A 14,942-nucleotide genomic window follows, 5' to 3' on the forward strand; every position below is an offset into this window, starting at 1 on the left:
GCCAGAACTAGACGTTGAAGCCGAGTGCGCGCAGCTGTTCGCGGCCCTCGGGGGTGATCTTGTCGGGCCCCCACGGCGGCATCCACACCCAGTTGATGCGCGAATCCTTGACGAGGCCTTCCAGGCAGGAATACGTCTGATCTTCGATGACGTCGGTCAGCGGACAGGCGGCTGAGGTGAGGGTCATATCGATGACGGCCGTGCCGTCGGTTTCAAGGTTCACGCCGTAGACGAGGCCGAGGTCCACGACGTTGATGCCGAGTTCCGGGTCGATGACGTCGCGCATCGCTTCTTCGATGTCGGCGGCAGTCACGGGGCTGGGGGTCTGCTCAGTCATGTCGTTATTCTTCCTTACCTTGGTCGGCGTCGGCGATGGCCTCCTTGAGCGCCATCCAGCCGAGCAGCGCGCACTTGATGCGCGCCGGGAACTTGGCGACGCCCACGAAGGCGGAGGCATCGTCGAGTTCATCGAGTTTGGTCTCGTCGAAGACGCCTCGCGAGTGCATCATCTCGGTGAAGACGTCGGAGAGGTGATCGAAGGTCTCGCGGGATTGCCCGCTCGTCATGTCGTGCATGATCGACAGGGAGGCTTGCGAGATCGAGCAGCCCTCCCCCTCGTAACCGATGGCGGCGATGCGATCGCCATCGAGGCCGACGCGCAGCAGAACCTGGTCGCCGCATGTGGTGTTGACCTGGAAGGATTCACCGTCGTATTCGGGCAGCAGGCCCGCACCGTGGCGGGCCTTGGAATGATCGAGGATGATCTGCTGGTAGAGCTGTTCCATCGCATCCATTAGGCGGTTCCTTGGAAGAAGGGTAGGACGCCGGCGAGGCGGTCGGCGAAGCGGTCAATATCGGCGCGCGAGGTGTAGGGACCGATCGAGGCGCGCGTGGATGATTGTACGCCGAGGGCGCGGTGCACGGGTTGGGCGCAGTGGTGGCCGACGCGCACGGCGATGCCGGCGGCATCCAGGTACTGGCCGACGTCGTGCGGGTGGACATCGCCAAGCTGGAAGGCGACGAGGCCCAGCCGCTCGCCGCTCTCGGGCCCGATGATGCGAGTGCCGGGCACGGCACGCACGGCGTCAAGCAGGTAATCGCCGAGCTCAAGATCGTAGCGCGCGACGTTATCCATCCCGAGTCCGCGCAGGTAGTCGATCGCGGCGTTCAGCCCCGCGATCTGCGCCGTCATCTGGGTGCCGGCTTCGAACTTCATCGGCGCGGGCATGAAGCGCGTGGCCTCGGCCGTCACGATCGCCACCATCGAGCCGCCCGTAATGAAGGGCGGCATCGCGGCGAGCAGGTGTGAGCGACCAAAGAGCACGCCGACGCCCGTCGGGCCGAGCATCTTGTGCGCGCTCATGGCCGCGAAATCGACCCCGGAGGCGTCCAGGTCGAGCGGCAGGTGCGCCGCCGACTGGCAGGCGTCCATGACGGTCAGGGCGCCGCGTTCCTTGGCGGCCGCGACCATCGCCGCGACGTCGGTGAGCGCGCCCGTGACGTTGGAGGCCTGGGTGAAGGCCAACACGCGGGTGCGCTCGGGCAGCTCGGCGAGCGCGGCGTAGTCGATCGTGCCATCGGCGAGCACCGGCACGACGTGGAAGGTCGCGCCGGCGCGGGCGGCAAGCTGCTGCCACGGCACGAAGTTCGCGTGATGCTCGGCCTGGGTGACGGCGATCGTATCGCCCTCGCGGATGAGCAGGCGCTCATCGACGCTGCCGGGCTTTAAGCGTTCGTCGATCGAGGCGTTGAGCAGCGAATAGGCGACGAGGTTAATGGCCTCGGTCGCGTTCTTCGCCCAGATGATCTCATCGGTGCTCGCGCCGACGAAGGCCGCGAACTTCGCGCGTGTGCCCTCATAGATTTCCGTGGCCTCGACGGCCACCTGGTGGGCGCCGCGGTGTACGGCGCCGTCCAGGCGGGCGTAGAAATCTGCTTCAGCGTCAATGACGCATTGCGGTTTCAGCGACGTGGCCGCCGAGTCCAGGTAGGTCAGCGCGACGTCGCCGAGGTTGCGCTCCAACGCGGGAAAGTCGGAGCGCGGTGCCACGGGCGACGTCGGCATTACTTGGCCGCCTGCAGGAAGCGGTCGTAGCCTTCGGCCTCGAGGCGCTCGGCAAGCTCGGGGCCACCCTGCTCGACCATGTGGCCGTCGACGAAGACGTGGACGAAGTCCGGCTTGATGTAGTTCAGGATGCGCGTGTAGTGCGTGATCAGCAGGATGCCGGTATCGGCCTGCTCGTGCACGCGGTTGACGCCCTCGGAGACGACGCGCAGCGCGTCGATGTCCAGGCCCGAGTCCGTCTCATCCAGGACGGCGAACTTCGGGTGCAGCAGGTCCATCTGCAGGATCTCGTGGCGCTTCTTCTCGCCGCCGGAAAAACCGGTGTTGACGTCGCGGTTGGCGAAGTCCGGATCCATCCGCAGGCGCTCCATAGCTTCCTTGACCTCACCGATCCACGTGCGCAGCTTGGGGGCTTCGCCGTCGATCGCGGTGCGTGCGGTGCGCAGGAAGTTGGACACGGAGACGCCAGCGACCTCGACGGGGTACTGCATCGCGAGGAACAGGCCCGCGCGGGCGCGCTCATCGACGCTCATCTCCAGGACGTTTTCGCCGTCGAGGTAGATCTCGCCCTCGGTCACCTCGTACTTGGGGTGGCCGGCCAGCGAGTAGGCCAGGGTCGACTTGCCGGAGCCGTTGGGGCCCATGATCGCGTGAATCTCACCGGAGTTGATGGTGAGGTTGACGCCCTGCAAGATCTTTTTTGGTCCGTCGTTGGTCTCGACCTGGACGTGGAGGTTCTTGATTTCAAGAGTGGACAATTCTAATCCTTACTTAACGAGGGCCATGGTCTGGTCGAGTTCCGCTTCGATGGCGGCGATGAGGCGGTCTTGCACCTCGGGTACGCCGATGCGGTTGATGAGTTCGGCGAAGAAGCCGCGCACGACGAGGCGGCGGGCGAGGTCTTCAGGAACGCCGCGGCTCATGAGGTAGAAAAGCTGCTCATCATCGAAGCGACCGGTCGCCGAGGCGTGTCCGGCGCCGGCGATCTCGCCGGTCTCGATTTCGAGGTTAGGCACGGAGTCGGCGCGGGCACCTTCGGTCAGCAGCAGGTTGCGGTTGAGCTCGTAGGTGTCGGTGCCGGTGGCGTCGTGGCCGATGAGGACATCGCCGACCCACACGGCGTGCGCGTCCTTGCCCTGCAGCGCACCCTTGTACGTCGCGTCCGAGACGCAGTTGGGCAGGCGGTGCTCCATGAAGAGGCGGTGTTCGTGATGCTGGCCGGCGTCGGTGAAGTACAGACCGAGCAGTTCCACGTCCGCGCCTTCGCCCGCGAATTCGACGTCGGTCGTCAACCGCACGAGGTCGGCGCCAAGGGTGACGGCGATGTGCTTGACGACGGCGTCCTTGCCCGCAGAGATGCGGTGCGCGGCGGCGTGCACGGCGTCCTCGTCCCATTCCTGGGTCGTGACGACGGTGAGATTCGCGCCCTCAGCAACGTCGATTTCGACGGTCTGGGTCAGGCGCGCGGTGCCGGTGTGGCGCAGCACGACGGTCGCGGTGACACCCTCGGTGATGTTGAGGGTCAGGTGCTGGGCCGCGGCCTCGCTGGAGTTTCCAACGATCTCAAAGACGTAGGGCCGTTCGAGCGATTCGCTGATCGTCACGCACGTCGGGGTGCCGCGGTTGGCCCAGGCGACGACCGCAGTGCGGTCGGACGGGGCGCCGACGGAACCCACGCACGGGCAGGAGTCGAAGACGACATCGAAGGGCAGGTCCGCGGCGCCCTCATCCAGGCGCACGCCGTCGAAGGTGATGTCCGGCGCGCTGCCGGTGAGCTCATCGGCGAACAGGTCCGCCATTCGCGCGATCGGCGTGAAGCGCCAATCTTCTTCGCGGCCGCCGGGAATCGGGAACGCCGACAGCTCGAAGGAACGGGGCTTGTCGGCCTTATCCGCGGCGGGCGCGCTCCCGTGGGAGTGATCGCCCGCAAGGGTTGCGCGGGAGTGGTCGGTTGAAACTTGGGTCACGGTTAGCCCACGGATCCTTCCATCTGAAGTTCAATGAGTCGGTTGAGCTCGAGCGCGTATTCCATCGGGAGCTCACGCGCGATGGGCTCGACGAAGCCACGCACGATCATCGCCATCGCTTCGGTTTCTTCCATGCCGCGGCTCATGAGGTAGAACAACTGATCCTCGCTCACCTTCGAGACGGTTGCCTCGTGGCCCATCTCGACGTCGTCGACGCGCACATCGACATACGGGTAGGTATCGGAGCGGGAGATCTGATCGACGAGCAGCGCGTCACACAGCACGTTGGACTTGGAGTGCTTCGCGTTTTCCATCACCTGGACGAGGCCGCGGTAAGAGGAGCGGCCACCGTTACGCGCCACCGACTTCGAAACGATGGACGAGGAGGTGTGCGGCGCCATGTGGACCATCTTGGAGCCGGTGTCCTGGTGCTGGCCTTCGCCAGCGAACGCGATCGACAGGGTCTCACCGCGGGCGTGCTCGCCCATGAGGTAGACGGCCGGATACTTCATCGTCACCTTGGAGCCGATGTTGCCATCGACCCATTCCATGGTGCCGCCGGCTTCCACCGTCGTGCGCTTGGTAACGAGGTTGTAGACATTGTTCGACCAGTTCTGGATCGTCGTATAGCGAACGCGCGCGTCCTTCTTCACGATGATTTCCACGACCGCCGAGTGCAGCGAGTCGGTCTTGTAGATCGGGGCGGTACAGCCCTCGACGTAGTGCACGTAGGAGCCTTCGTCGGCGATGATGAGCGTGCGCTCGAATTGGCCCATGTTCTCCGTGTTGATGCGGAAGTAGGCCTGCAGCGGGATCTCAACGTGGACGCCCGGCGGGACGTAGACGAAGGAGCCACCGGACCACACGGCGGTGTTCAGCGCGGCGAACTTGTTGTCACCGGCGGGGATAACGGTGCCGAAGTACTCTTCGAACAGCTCGGGGTGTTCCTTCAAACCGGTGTCGGTATCCAGGAAGATGACGCCCTGCTGCTCCAGGTCCTCGCGGATCTGGTGGTAGACGACCTCGGATTCGTACTGCGCGGCAACACCAGCAACGAGGCGCTGCTTTTCCGCCTCCGGGATGCCGAGGCGATCGTAGGTGTTCTTAATGTCCTCGGGAAGGTCCTCCCAGCTGGTGGCCTGCTTTTCCGTGGAGCGCACGAAGTACTTGATGTTGTCGAAGTCGATGTCGGAAACGTTGGCGCCCCAGGTCGGCATCGGCTTCTTTTCAAAGAGCTTCAGGGCCTTCAGGCGGCGCTTGAGCATCCATTCCGGCTCGTTCTTCAACGCGGAGATGTCGCGCACGACCTCTTCGCTCAGTCCCCGACGCGCGGAGGCGCCGGCAACGTCAGGATCGTGCCAGCCGTAGTTGTAAGCACCGATGGAGTTGATGATCTCCTCGTCGGTGCTGGGCGCCGGCTGGGGTGCCTGGCTGGTATCAGTGGTCATGATTTCCTTCCGAATCTCGGCGAGGGCGGATGAACAGCGGAACGTGGGTGGTGCACACGTGCTCCCCCGACGCGAGCGTCGCGAGGCGCTGGACGTGAACACCGAGCAGGGTAGAAAACGCTTGTGTTTCCGCTTCACACAGTTGTGGGAAATTCTCGGCCACGGCTTGCACCGGGCAGTGTCCCTGGCACAGTTGCAGGGCGATCGAGCCCTCCCCGACGGGCCGTACCGTCGCGGCGTAACCGTCGGCGGTCAGGGCTTCAGCCAGCGCCTCGGCGCGGGCGAGCGGGTCGGTGCCAGCAGCCTCGACCTGCGGCCGGTATTTTTCTGCCAGGCGCGAGAACCGCTCCTTGGCAAAGGTCTCAACGGCGTCGGCTCCGGCGATCTCGGCCAGTTGGACGAGGGCTTCGGAGGCGAGAGTCGAATACGGGTTTGCCGCTCCCCCGCGGCCCTTGTCGGTTGCGACGAAATGGCGGGCGGGCCGTCCCCGACCCCGGGCACCCGCGGGCGCGGCTTCGTGGTCGGAGATGAGCTCGTGATCGAGCAGGATCGATAGGTGGCGGCGGATGGCCGCGGCGGTCAGCTCTAGGATCGAGGCGAGTTCGCGGGCCGTGATGGGACCGCGTTCAATAATGAGGTCGAGAATTCGGGCGCGAGTGGCGCCATCCTCGCTCAGCTCGCCATGCTCGGAGCGGGCGAGAATCTCGGTCGCGGGAGTGGCTCCCGAGACGTTGTTGCTCATGGGGGCTTCCTCCTTCGCTTCCGACATAGGCAACATTGTTGTTGCATTATTCATTCCCAACAACCAAGGTATACCTTCGCAAGCCGAAGTACTCAAATTGGGACATAAGTCCCATGGGGCACGGTGGCCTAGGCTTGAGGGCGTGAGTCCTCATCCTGCCCTCGTGGTTTCTTCCCTCACCAAGGCCTACCGCTCGCGTCGCGTCGTCGACGATGTCTCCTTTAGCGCCGCCGCCGGTGAGATCACCGCGGTCCTTGGGCCAAACGGTGCCGGTAAGACGACGACCATCGAATGCTGCGCCGGGCTGCGGACGCCCGATTCCGGGCGCATCGAGGTGCTGGGGCTGGATCGGGCGGCACGCGCGAATGCCGCGGAGCTGCGCTCGCGCGTCGGCGTCATGGTGCAAGAAGGCGGGCTGCCTCAGGCCCCCACGGCGGGCGCCGTCCTCGCTCACGTCGCGAAACTGCACGGCCGGCCCGGGGCGCACGTCGCACTCGCGGAGTCGCTGGGGCTGACCGATCGGCTTGCCACCGCCGTGCGGCGCCTGTCCGGCGGCGAGCGCCAACGCGTGGCCGTCGGCTGCGCGATGATCGGCGAACCCGACCTGCTGTTCCTGGACGAGCCGAGCTCGGGCGTCGACCCGCACTCGCGCCGGGATCTATGGCAACTGCTCGAAGGCGTGCGCGATCGCGGAGCGAGCATCGTCGTGACGACGCACTTCATGGATGAGGCCGAACACCTCGCCGATCGCATCGTCGTCATCGATGAGGGACGCATCGTCGCCAACGGCACCGTCGCGGAGCTGACCGCGGGCACGCTCGTCACCCTTGACGCGGACCTTGAGGGCGAGGTCGTGGCAGAGCTCGCGGCGGCAGTTGGCGCCACGGTCGTCGCCGGCGCCCGCCCGACGCTTCAGATCGCGGCATCGCAGGCCGAGGTCATGCACCGGCTCACGGGAGCGCTGTTGGAGCGCGGGCTCGGGCGCGTGGCGCTGGAGGTGCGGCCGCGGAGTTTGGAAAACGTCTTCTTATCGATCACGCGGACGGGAGCGGGCGCATGAGACTGGCCCTGGATCAGGCCTCGTGGGAGGCCCGCGCAATTTTTCGCAACGGCGAGCAGCTCATGGTTGCTTTCATCATGCCGATCATCGCGCTCGTCGCGCTGCTTCATATCGACGCGCTCGGCCTGCCCGAGCCGCAAAACGCCCATGCCCTCGCGGGCGCGCTCGCGATGGCCGTGATCGCCTCGTCGTTTACCTCGCAGTCGATCGCCGTGGCCTTTGACCGCCGGTGGGGCGTGTTGCGGATGTTTGCTACCACTCCCCTCGGTCCGCGCGGGCTGTTGGCGGGTAAGGCGATTGCCGTCGTTATCGTCGTTGCCGCCCAGGTCATCGTGCTATGCCTCATCGCCGCGCTGCTGGGCGGGTGGCGGCCCGCCTCGGCGCTCTCGATCATCGCGATGGCCATCATGATCGCCCTTGGCACGGTGACGTTTGTGGCGCTCGGGATGTGCGTCGGCGGCACCCTGCGCACCGAGGCGGTGCTCGCCGTGGCCAATATTGGTTTCGTCCTCATGGTGATCGCGGGCGGCGTCCTTATGCCGGTGGGCAGTGGCCTGACCGGGTGGTTTTTGACCTTCACCCCGTTCGGCGCGCTCGGTGAGGGGATGCGGGCCGCGGTGCTCGGCGAGATCGCACTGCTGCCAATCGTGGTTCAGGCGGCATGGGCGGCGCTGCTGTCGGCCGTCGCCGTGCGGGTGTTTCGCTGGGAGTCCTAGGCAAGCGCGGTACAGTGGAAGGCGTGAGTTCCCTCGTACATGACGCCGCCCAACGGCGGTTCGCCATCGCCAACCTCATCGCCCAAATCGGCATCATTGTCACCGGCGGCGCCGTGCGCGTCACCGGCTCCGGGCTGGGGTGTTCGAGTTGGCCCATGTGCGAGCCGGGAGCCTTTACGCCCGTCTTTCACGAAGCCTCGAGCTTCCACCCCTTCGTCGAGTTCGGCAACCGGACACTGACCGGCGTGCTGGGCATTATCGCGCTCGGCCTGCTGTGGTCGCTTTATCGCAAGGCGGCGCCGGCCCGGCCCGATCTGCGGCCCTATGCGTGGGCCGTGCTGATCCTCATTGCGATCCAGGCGATCGTGGGTGGCATGAGCGTCTGGGCGACGCTGCACCCGGCCGTCGTCGGGCTGCATATGGCGCTCTCCCTCGGGCTCGTCTCGCTGTCGACGGTGCTCGTCTACCGCCTGTTCCGCCCGCGCCTGCAAGACGAGCAGGGCAATGTGAGCTTTACGGGCAGGCTGTCGCTCTCGGAGTCCGTCGTGCACATCGCGATCGCCGTCGTGACCGTCGTTGTGGCTCTGCTCGGCGTCGTCGTCACCGGAACCGGGCCGCACTCGGGGGATGCCGAGAAGCCCTACCGCTTCGCGATCGATCCGATCTTCATTACGCGGCTGCATGCTGTGGCGGCATGGCTGCTGCTCGTCCTCGTGTTGGTGGCGTTGTACGCGGCCGCGAAGCGCTCCAAGGCTCAGGCCAGGCCCTGGCTCGTCGTGCTGGCAATGCTGGGGGCGCAGGGCGTGCTCGGCTATATCCAGTATTTTTCTGGCCTGAATCCGTTCCTCGTCGTCGCGCATATGCTCGGCTCGGGCCTGACCGTCGTGGCGATTACGTGGGCGATGGCCGCGGTCTATTCGCACCGCCTAGCGCCGATCGAGCGCGCCAGCGATATCGAACCGGTGGCCGCGTCCTCCTAGTGGACCGCGCCGCGCGTGACGCGGCGAGCTTTCTATCCTTGCCGCATGACGGCGACGAGGTCGAGCGCGACGCGTCGCTCGGACATAGCGATGGGTTGGCACATCGCTATGCCGGCCTGCGCCGCCGTCCTGCCGCTCGGGGTAGCGCTCGGCGTGCTCGTCGTGAAATCAGGACTCGCCTGGTGGTGGGCGCCGATCTTCGCGGCGATTGTGTTCGCCGGCTCCATGGAGTTCCTCCTCGTGGGGCTGTTCGCGGCAGCCGCTCCCCTCACTCAAATCGCGCTCAGCACGCTGCTCGTGAACTTCCGACACGTGTTTTATGCGCTGTCGTTTCCGCTGCATCGCGTGCGCGGCGCGGGGTGGAAGGCCTACAGCACCTTCGCACTGACCGATGAGGCCTACGCCCTGACGACGGGGCCGGCGGCGCAGCGATTCTCCCGCACCCGCATCATCGCGATCCAGGGGTTCTTCCACGCCTGCTGGGTGGCGTGTGTCACGCTCGGGGCGGCGCTTGGTAGTCTCATTCCGCCGTGGGTTCGCGGGTTGGAGTTTGCCGTGACGGCACTCTTCGTTGTGCTGGCCATGGAGGCGCATCGGGTGCAGCGATCACTTCCGGTTCCGATTCTGGCACTGGGGTGCGCACTGGTGGCACTGCTCATCAGCCGCGAGCACATGCTCCCGATCGCGATGGGGCTGTTCGTCGGTTCGTTGACGCTCGCGTATTGGGGTCGTCGCCGTGTCGCATAGCCTGTATATCGCAAGCGGTGTCCTCATCGCTGCGGCAATCACCTGGGCGCTGCGGGCGGCACCGTTCGCTGTGCTGGCGCCCCTGCGCTCCTCGCAGCTGCTCGCCTTTCTCGCCCGCCACATGCCGGTGGGCGTAATGCTGATCCTCGCGGTCTACACGCTGCGCGACACTCCCCTAGCGGATGCCTCGGAGGTGATCCCTGCGGCGGTTGCGCTCGCCGTGACGGTCGGGTTGCAGTGGTGGCGGGGTTCGATGACGCTCAGCATGCTCGGAGGTACGGGATGCTATGTCCTGCTCATCTCCGCACTTGCGTTGCCTTGAGCTAGGGTGCAATTTCGCGGGTCCCGTGCTGACCTGGCGCAACGGTCATCCGGAAGCGCCGAGGTGGCTCAGCAGTCAGATCGAGCCAGTCGCACGATGTGACAGAGATGGTGACCCACGCAAAGTTCTCGATCAGTTCGAATCGTTCGCGCGTGTGTGGCGCGAGATTCGCCCAGCGCTTCGCGCGGATTTCGGGATCGGCGACGATGTCGGCGGTGCCGCTGAGTCTAAGTTGCAGCATGCAATCCGGGTCGTAGACCGCGAGTTCCACTGCAGGCCGTAGCTGGATGTCGCGAATCTTCGCCGATCGCACATCGGTCGCAAACGATACCGTCGCCGCGCTGGGGTCGGCATCTCGGAGGATCACCGCGCGCACTCGTGGCTGCTCATCCGGATCCACCGTCGCGAGGAAGCCAGCGGTGAAGCCCGTGCGCTCCCGGGTGGCGTGCGCGAGTAGGTTCCACACGTCGCTGGCTGACGGTGTGGTGCCTTTTGTGTCCTGGTCAGGCCTCATGTCCGCTCAGCCGGTAGTGCGCCGCGAACAGCGCGGTGACGGTTGTGGCGTTGCGGATCTTCCCACTCGTCACCGCATCGAGGGCACGCTCTATCGGTACCCAGGTGAGTTCGAATTCTGCTTCCTCATCGTTGCGCTCAAAGGTCTCCTCCGACGCCTCAAGGTCAGTCGCAAGATAGATGTGAATAACTTCGTTGGATCCACCCGGGCTGAGCGCAAGCGTCAGGAGTTTGTCTAGACGCCCGGCCACGAGGTCGACTTCCTCCGCAAGTTCGCGGCGTGCCGTTTCCTTCGGGTCTTCTCCCTCGACATCGAGCAGCCCCGCCGGGACCTCCCATAACTCGGCTTCGACGGGATGGCGATACTGCTTAATGAAGGCGATCTCGTTCTCGTCATTCACCGCGATGACGGCGGCCGCCCCTGGATGTTCGACGACGTCGCGTCGAACCGCGTCTTTTCCATCAAACAGTCGGACCTCATCGATCCGCACATTGACGACCTTTCCCTCAAAGGGCCGCGAACTGAATTCCACGGTCCGTCCCACGTGGAGCCGGTCTTCGATGGTGGGCAGATGCGTTCCAGGCAGTTCAGTCATGACGCCATTATGGCGCGGCCGCCGCTAGGACCACGACACAGGACCTGAATCCCCCTATCCAACAGATGAAGAGCCTACATTCGGGCCATGGGGAGCAGGACAGCGGCGTTCATGACCACGGCATCCAGCAATCAAGGGGCCCCGCCCAGCAGCTTGATATCTCGCTGACGAGCGAAGAATCCAACCTGAACGTGGGGATGCGGGCACGCGGCACGGAGCGGGACTTCGAAGCGGTGACACCGGTCTCCGGGTTCAACCAAGAAATTCGCGCCACCACTTCACATCTCGTCAGGATCCAATATCCGATCGGATTCGGGGTTACCAACGACGACGCCTTTCACGGTAGCGAATTAGAGATCTATGGCGATCGCGCTTAAACCGTTGCGAGAAAGGACTCCGAGGTCTGCGTTGCGAGTTGGAAGCTTGGCGACGATCGGACGGCAACCATTCAAGACTGCTATCCCGAGGGCTTGAAGCATCTGACGGCAGGTACTGCGGAGCTGACCGCAAGGATCGGCGGCGATGGCGAGACGGGGAAAACGGTCTCGCTCGTGGGAAATTCGGTTCCCGAGCCCCTCGCCGCTTCTGCACGGATATACCCGACGGAGGCCGGAGCATTCGTTGTCGATGGCCCGGGCACGGAACGCCAAGAGCTTCGCATGGTTGATTCCACTGGAGCCACCACGGTGGGCACAATCGCGCGAAACACCCACCCGGTTGCATGCGCCGGAAGCCTCTGGTTCATCGGACCCGTCGACGGTGCGTCCTCCCAGGAGGGTCGATGGCGCGAGGCCAACACCCGTCGATAGTTCTTCCTCCAAGCAAAGTTCCACCAGAGCATCAATGGTTCTATGCGCAGGAGATCGAGTTCTCACCGACAACGATGAGGCTTTCCCCATCCCCAACGGCCAATGAGAGTTCCCATGCGTCATCAAATGTTTGCTATCGCGAGCGCCGCCATCCTTCCACTGGTCTTTGCGGTGTGCGAGTCCAGCACCACAGGCTCCACCACCTACCCAACCGAAACGCTGGCCAGCGAGACCACCACCTCCAGCTCAACGCCCTTGAGCACGCAGGCTCCAACACCGGACAGTGACACGACCGAAGCGGTCTCCCCACCGGGTGAGATTGAGTTCCTGGAGGTCCCAAAACCGAGCTCAGACAACTCTTACAACACGCTGGAATTCGCTGTTCGAGAGGCGAAACCCGGCTGGAAGGAACTGCGTATCGAGACCAATGAAGACGCCGCCCACGCCGTCGAAGTCAGCGGTTCGATTGTCGTTTTCAGTCAAAGTCAAGCCGACGAGAAGCAGGGCGATGTCATCGAAGAGATAACGATCGACGGCGACACTCTGCGCAGAACGCCCATATCCTCGCCCGAGGGACAGAACTTTCGTTTTGCCGCCATCGCAGTTCTCGATGGAAAGGGCTACGCGGTTACAAACGGGAAGAAGGACTCATGTGTGGCGACGTGGGACATCGGACGCGGGACCCAAGCAAAGCTCGGAAACTGTTACGACACTCTCCTGTTCAAACTCACCGCCGGAACTACGGGCGTTACCGCGTTAGCAGCCGACAAATCAACGCATATGAGATCGAACATCTCCGTTGTTGGCGACGACGTCCCCGAGTCGCTAAAGACGTCGGAGCGCGCCTTCCTCACCGAGTCCGGCCCTGTGGGCCAAGGGTCTTCCGAGACTGGACCATCGACCCTAGTGGTCGATCGCGACGGTGCAGCCACCGAAGTCGCGCGATTCGAAGGTGTTCCCCCTCTCGCCTCCGGTAAGCATCTGTGGTACTCCGGGACCACTGACCTGGGACGCACGGATCTCATGAAGCTCGAAGGCGCGGACCAGCGGCCCTATATCAATCCCGAATCCCGTGTGCAGTTATCGGGGGTTACTGCTCTGCACTGCGCGGGCGACCGCCTCTTCGTTCAAGCCAACGAGCATTTAACGATCATTCGCAATCCCTAACCGCGAGCGCCGCTGCCACGAGCCCGGAAAACAGCGGGTGCGGGCGCGTCGGACGCGATTGGAACTCGGGATGGGCCTGGGTCGAGACGTAGTAGGGATGGACATCGCTCGGAAGCTCAACGTATTCCACCAACGTGCCATCGGGCGAGGTTCCAGAGATCACGAGCCCCGCATCCTCCAGCCGGCTGCGGTAGGCATTGTTGACCTCATAGCGGTGGCGATGTCGTTCGCTCACCTGGGTCGTCCCATACGTCCTCGCCACGACGGAGCCGGCAGCGAGTTCTGCTGGGTATGCGCCGAGCCTCATCGTTCCGCCCAGATCACCGCCGGCGATGATGTCTTCCTGCTCAGCCATGGTCGCGATAACCGGCTCGGGACTCTTTGGATCAAACTCGGTCGACGACGCCTGAGAAATTCCGAGGACGTTTCTCGCGTACTCGATGACCATGGCCTGCAGGCCCAGGCAGATGCCAAGGGTCGGGATGCGGTGAGTTCGGGCATGACGCAGCGCCCCGATCTTTCCGTCAATCCCGCGGGAGCCGAAGCCACCCGGAACTAAGATCGCGTCAACCCCGGCCAGTGCCCGAGCTGCACCCTCCGGCGTCTCGCAGTCATCGGCGGCGACCCATCGGATGTCCACGCGTGCGGAGTGCGCAAATCCGCCGGCGGCGAGCGCTTCGGTGACCGACAGGTAGGCGTCCCTCAGCTCGATGTATTTGCCGACGAGCGCAATCTCGACGCGGGCAGAGGGTTCGCGGACGGCCTTCAGAACCGCGTTCCAGTCTTGCCAGTCGACGTCCCGGAACTTCAGACCGAGTCGGCGCACGACGAACGCGTCGAGGCCCTCATCGTGCAGGACGGAAGGGATCTCGTAGATCGACGATGCGTCACGACACGTGACGACAGCATCACGATCGACATCGCACATGAGAGCGAGCTTCTTCTTCACCGAATCCGGCAGGCTGCGATCCGAGCGACAGATCAGCGCGTCCGGTTGGATACCGATCGAACGCAGCTGAGCCACGGAATGCTGCGTCGGCTTCGTCTTGAGTTCACCAGCACTCGGTAGGAACGGCACGAGCGAGACGTGAAGGAACAGGACGTTATCGCGACCAAGATCCTGGCGGACCTGGCGTGCTGCCTCCAAGAACGGCAGCGATTCAATGTCGCCAACCGTTCCGCCAATCTCCGTGATGATGACGTCGACAGACTCTCGGGCCTGGGCACGCATCCGGGTCTTGATCTCATCCACAATGTGCGGGATGACCTGGACGGTGTCACCCAGGTAGTCGCCACGGCGTTCCTTAGCGATCACCGTCGAGTAGACCTGACCGGTCGTCGCGTTCGCATCTCCGGTCAGGGAGACGTCCAGGAATCTCTCGTAGTGCCCAATATCGAGATCGGTTTCGGTGCCGTCGTCGGTCACGAATACCTCGCCGTGTTGGAAGGGATTCATGGTGCCGGGATCGACGTTGACGTACGGGTCGAGCTTTTGCATCGCGATCGACAAGCCGCGCGAGCGCAGCAAGCGGCCAAGGGAGGAAGCGGTGAGGCCTTTACCTAGAGAAGATGCCACGCCACCGGTGACGAAGATGTGCGCCGGTTGGGCAATGCCGTGAGTGTTCGTTTCTACCACGGACCACCAGCTTATCGCGCGCTAGCTACCTGACGGAAGCAGCGGCGCGTCGGCGGCTGCGCTGACGCGAGTGATGCCCTGTGCTGTATCGAGATTCCTTAAGCGGGGCACATTTCGCTTTGGACTCTACTGTCGGTTTTTCCAGATATGATGAAGAACACTAACCATGTCTGT

The 14,942-nt window shown here is 64.2% G+C and carries 17 protein-coding genes; 7 read left to right on the plus strand and 10 right to left on the minus strand.

Annotated features, from left to right (window positions below; all coding sequences use genetic code 11):
• Positions 1-7 precede the first annotated feature (7 nt).
• From MUN85_RS11265 to MUN85_RS11295, 7 genes are read right to left on the minus strand one after another with little or no spacing between them, the layout of a single operon-like run.
• Complete coding sequence (locus tag MUN85_RS11265) at positions 8-337, minus strand: metal-sulfur cluster assembly factor (RefSeq protein ID WP_092565852.1); 330 nt, start codon at positions 335-337, stop codon at positions 8-10.
• Between the two features lie 4 nt (positions 338-341).
• Positions 342-794 carry a Fe-S cluster assembly sulfur transfer protein SufU gene (gene sufU / locus MUN85_RS11270; RefSeq protein WP_250506781.1) on the minus strand — a complete coding sequence of 151 codons (453 nt, stop codon included), beginning with the start codon at positions 792-794 and terminating at the stop codon, positions 342-344.
• The gene (locus MUN85_RS11275; RefSeq protein WP_250506782.1) at positions 794-2,065 is read right to left on the minus strand and encodes an aminotransferase class V-fold PLP-dependent enzyme; all 1,272 of its coding nucleotides are present in this window, start codon (positions 2,063-2,065) and stop codon (positions 794-796) included. The genes sufU and MUN85_RS11275 overlap by 1 nt, the downstream gene beginning before the upstream one ends.
• On the minus strand, positions 2,065-2,823 hold the full coding sequence (gene sufC, locus MUN85_RS11280; RefSeq protein WP_092565846.1) for a Fe-S cluster assembly ATPase SufC: 759 nt from the start codon (positions 2,821-2,823) through the stop codon (positions 2,065-2,067). Before sufC ends, MUN85_RS11275 begins: the two co-directional genes overlap by 1 nt.
• A 9-nt stretch (positions 2,824-2,832) precedes the next feature.
• Complete coding sequence (gene sufD / locus MUN85_RS11285) at positions 2,833-4,032, minus strand: Fe-S cluster assembly protein SufD (protein ID WP_222842483.1); 1,200 nt, start codon at positions 4,030-4,032, stop codon at positions 2,833-2,835.
• A gap of 2 nt (positions 4,033-4,034) precedes the next feature.
• Positions 4,035-5,480, minus strand: coding sequence for a Fe-S cluster assembly protein SufB (gene sufB, locus MUN85_RS11290; protein WP_092565842.1), 1,446 nt, complete (start codon positions 5,478-5,480; stop codon positions 4,035-4,037).
• A complete protein-coding gene (locus MUN85_RS11295) occupies positions 5,470-6,222 on the minus strand; it encodes a helix-turn-helix transcriptional regulator (protein ID WP_250506783.1) in 753 nt (250 codons plus the stop codon). The genes sufB and MUN85_RS11295 overlap by 11 nt, the downstream gene beginning before the upstream one ends.
• A 142-nt stretch (positions 6,223-6,364) precedes the next feature.
• On the opposite strand from MUN85_RS11295, the gene MUN85_RS11300 reads away from it, so the two are divergent.
• Genes MUN85_RS11300 through MUN85_RS11320 form a run of 5 tightly spaced genes read left to right on the plus strand, consistent with a single transcriptional unit; the run spans position 6,365 to position 10,047 of the window.
• On the plus strand, positions 6,365-7,282 hold the full coding sequence (locus MUN85_RS11300) for an ABC transporter ATP-binding protein (protein WP_250506784.1): 918 nt from the start codon (positions 6,365-6,367) through the stop codon (positions 7,280-7,282).
• A complete protein-coding gene (locus MUN85_RS11305; RefSeq protein WP_250506785.1) occupies positions 7,279-7,998 on the plus strand; it encodes an ABC transporter permease in 720 nt (239 codons plus the stop codon). The genes MUN85_RS11300 and MUN85_RS11305 overlap by 4 nt, the downstream gene beginning before the upstream one ends.
• Before the next feature lie 23 nt (positions 7,999-8,021).
• Entirely contained in the window at positions 8,022-8,978 is a 957-nt protein-coding gene (locus MUN85_RS11310) for a COX15/CtaA family protein (protein ID WP_250506786.1), read from the plus strand.
• Positions 8,979-9,023: 45 nt separating this feature from the next.
• The gene (locus MUN85_RS11315) at positions 9,024-9,725 is read left to right on the plus strand and encodes an AzlC family ABC transporter permease (RefSeq protein ID WP_250506787.1); all 702 of its coding nucleotides are present in this window, start codon (positions 9,024-9,026) and stop codon (positions 9,723-9,725) included.
• Positions 9,715-10,047, plus strand: a complete 333-nt coding sequence (locus tag MUN85_RS11320) for a branched-chain amino acid transporter permease (protein WP_250506788.1) — start codon at positions 9,715-9,717, stop codon at positions 10,045-10,047. Before MUN85_RS11315 ends, MUN85_RS11320 begins: the two co-directional genes overlap by 11 nt.
• A gap of 1 nt (position 10,048) precedes the next feature.
• On the opposite strand, the gene MUN85_RS11325 is transcribed toward MUN85_RS11320, so the two are convergent.
• Together MUN85_RS11325 and MUN85_RS11330 are read right to left on the minus strand one after the other, a co-directional pair.
• Positions 10,049-10,513 carry a pyridoxamine 5'-phosphate oxidase family protein gene (locus tag MUN85_RS11325; RefSeq protein WP_250506789.1) on the minus strand — a complete coding sequence of 155 codons (465 nt, stop codon included), beginning with the start codon at positions 10,511-10,513 and terminating at the stop codon, positions 10,049-10,051.
• 37 nt (positions 10,514-10,550) lie between these two features.
• A complete protein-coding gene (locus tag MUN85_RS11330; RefSeq protein ID WP_250506790.1) occupies positions 10,551-11,156 on the minus strand; it encodes an NUDIX domain-containing protein in 606 nt (201 codons plus the stop codon).
• A gap of 65 nt (positions 11,157-11,221) precedes the next feature.
• On the opposite strand from MUN85_RS11330, the gene MUN85_RS11335 reads away from it, so the two are divergent.
• On the plus strand, positions 11,222-11,533 hold the full coding sequence (locus MUN85_RS11335; protein WP_250506791.1) for a hypothetical protein: 312 nt from the start codon (positions 11,222-11,224) through the stop codon (positions 11,531-11,533).
• A gap of 546 nt (positions 11,534-12,079) precedes the next feature.
• A complete protein-coding gene (locus MUN85_RS11340; RefSeq protein WP_250506792.1) occupies positions 12,080-13,132 on the plus strand; it encodes a hypothetical protein in 1,053 nt (350 codons plus the stop codon).
• On the opposite strand, the gene pyrG is transcribed toward MUN85_RS11340, so the two are convergent.
• Positions 13,116-14,768 (minus strand): CTP synthase, encoded by a 1,653-nt coding sequence (pyrG, locus tag MUN85_RS11345; RefSeq protein ID WP_250506793.1) that lies wholly within the window; start codon positions 14,766-14,768, stop codon positions 13,116-13,118. The genes MUN85_RS11340 and pyrG overlap by 17 nt on opposite strands.
• Between the last annotated feature and the right edge of the window lie 174 nt (positions 14,769-14,942).

This window comes from Bowdeniella massiliensis, from assembly GCF_023634005.1.
Taxonomy (GTDB): Bacteria; Actinomycetota; Actinomycetes; order Actinomycetales; family Actinomycetaceae; genus Bowdeniella; species Bowdeniella massiliensis.